The organism is uncultured Clostridium sp., assembly GCF_937920395.1.
In the GTDB taxonomy this organism is placed as follows: domain Bacteria; phylum Bacillota; class Clostridia; order Clostridiales; family Clostridiaceae; genus Clostridium_AD.
The window spans coordinates 1-2,454 of the sequence record NZ_CALEVF010000162.1 but is presented as its reverse complement, the minus strand read 5'-3'; the positions used below and the strand labels follow the sequence as shown (position 1 = coordinate 2,454).

At 29.8% G+C, this 2,454-nt stretch carries 2 protein-coding genes and 1 pseudogene; 1 reads left to right on the top strand and 2 read right to left on the bottom strand.

Annotated elements, in window-relative coordinates; translation table 11 throughout:
* On the top strand, positions 1 to 356 hold a 356-nt coding region (locus Q0649_RS10955), incomplete at its 5' end, for a transposase (RefSeq protein WP_298841491.1).
* A gap of 309 nt (positions 357 to 665) precedes the next feature.
* Here the strand turns inward: Q0649_RS10955 and Q0649_RS10950 are convergent.
* Entirely contained in the window at positions 666 to 1,799 is a 1,134-nt protein-coding gene (locus tag Q0649_RS10950) for a hypothetical protein (RefSeq protein WP_298841488.1), read from the bottom strand.
* Between the two features lie 446 nt (positions 1,800 to 2,245).
* Positions 2,246 to 2,454: pseudogene (locus Q0649_RS10945) on the bottom strand (ABC transporter ATP-binding protein); the annotation flags it as partial.

The following is a 2,454-nucleotide window of genomic DNA, read 5'->3' as shown; positions in this document are numbered from 1 at the left end:
AAAATGATAATGTTACATTCAAATGGCGTGATTACAAAGATAGTAGCAAGTGTAAATTAATGACTTTTTGTGCAGCTGGGTTTATCCGTAGGTTTCTTATTCATATACTGCCAAGTGGGTTTATGAAAATTAGACACTATGGTTTGCTTGGAAATCGAAACAAAACTACCAAACTTATGCTTTGCAAACATCTAACTAATACACCAATTTTATTTAAAGAGAAAATATCAACACTACAGTTAATCCAAAAAATCACTGGAAGAGATTTTTCCAAATGCCGACACTGTGGTTCAGACAAACTTAGTAGATGTACTTTATTTTCAAAATCTCCTCCTGCTGTTTTACAAACTGCATAATATTAAATGTGTTCCATTATGGGGTAGGGGAAATTATGTCTATATCTCCATATTTAATGGTGTTTTTGCATGCTTATCACCTTAGCCTTAACTATTAAATTAACTAATCCATAAATTTGGTATAAGTGAAGTTATTCAATCCCCATAGATTATATCTATACCGCCGTGGTTTCGTGCTATTTTAATTATTCAAAGTTAGGCGTACTTCTACATTTTTTACACTCAGACTCTTATCTAGGGTTTGAGCTTTTTTTCGCGCCTAGCTTCGTATAATTCGCTAAGAATAATGGGTAGTTTAATCGTTTCTATTTAGAACTCAATTATTCTTTCTTTAGCTTCATCAAATAAATATTTATAATCAAACTTCCGTAAATAACTTGGGAATTTTTCTGTGTTAAAACATGCTTTATAAATCTTTTTAGAAGCATCAACAACTAACTCAGAAATATCAAAAGCCTCATCTAGCCAATAATGTGGAGCAATAATTATTTCTCCTTTTCCCTTAGAAAAGTGAACAGCCACATCCCGTCTACTTTTAATTTTACTAAATAATTCTAAAAAAGTTTTATCCTTAAGCTGCTGAGGATTATTAGTTGTAAATGTAATTTTGTTCGCAATAATTCGTTGCAAACACTCAATTTTTTTTTCTAATTTTAGATACTGATTTCCTTGTCTATCTTTACCTTTAAGTGCAAATACTTCTTCAGTACTTAACTTCTCTTCATTTAAATATAAAAAATTTACACCAATGCTATTTATATAGGCTTCAAAAAAAGAAAAGAAACTGACGACACTATTTCTGCAATAGGTACAAACATTTGAATTTATTTTTGTTATAAGACTTTTGGGGTCCTTATATTTATCAATATCTTGCTTAATTTCTTTTGCATATTCTAGCATTTTTATATACTCTTTTTCTCCTAAGACTAATAAATAAAAAGAATCCGATAGTAATTGTTGTTCTTCATTTACTACCATAGAAGAATGATAACCAAATCCTATTCTTGAGTGGAAGGGTAGCTCTTCTTTCAGATATGGAGATTTACTCATATCCATTAGTCTACATAACACCCCCAACTCAATTCCATTTCTAAATGGTTGATTTTCAAGTTGGTTTCTTAATTCTTTCGCAACTACTTTAATTACCTTTTTTAAAGGTAATATATCTTTTATAGAGTAAAAATTATTATTTATATATCGAGCCATCTGAGGAGTAAAATACCACGAATCTTCCACTTCTTTTACTTCTAAATACATTTGAGACAATTCATTAAGCAAAAGTTCTCCAATATTGTCCATCGGCATCATTGCAATTGCAAAAATTACATATGTTAGCCTATCAAATATTAAAGCACTTTCTGGATCATCAATATTGCACTTACCATTAAGTAAGAGGAAATATGAACCAAAATCAGACTGTCTTTCTGCATACTTCTTTCGCATTAATATATATACCTCCTCTATTCTTTACTTCAGGTTATTCTAATTTTATAACTGAGAAAAATTTTTATAAAGCATGACTTTTCAAATATATATGATATACCCCAAACTCCTCAATTAAGTATTCACTTTGCCATCTTCCGATTATAGACATAACCTGTCAAGTTTATCTTATTACCTTAGTAATTTTAACAATTGTTTCTGACGGACTTTTAGAATATGTCGACACAAGTAAACCCATATCATTAAATATAAGTTTACTAATTTAAGTGTATATTGATATTCTGAATGTAACATAAGTGTAATGAGGTACATTAACTTTGTGGCTATAGGCTCATATACAATAAATGATGTGGAATAATCTTTTCATGACAATTACACTTTGAAATAATTTTTCAAAGGATTGTTGATTTAATTTAGGCATTTATATTTTGCTATCCTTATTTATTTCAACGCCAAGTCAATTTTTCCAAAGCAATATGATTCCGATACCAATCATCATTTCGTAAAAGGATTTCAGGAGAGCAAACATTTTTAACCGTACCATTTTCCAAGATAGCCACAGTGTCACAGTCAACTATAGAAGATAAGCGATGAGTTATGGATAATATTGTGTGAGCGTGGCTTGCTTTTTGCAATACGTCTATAAATTTTTTTT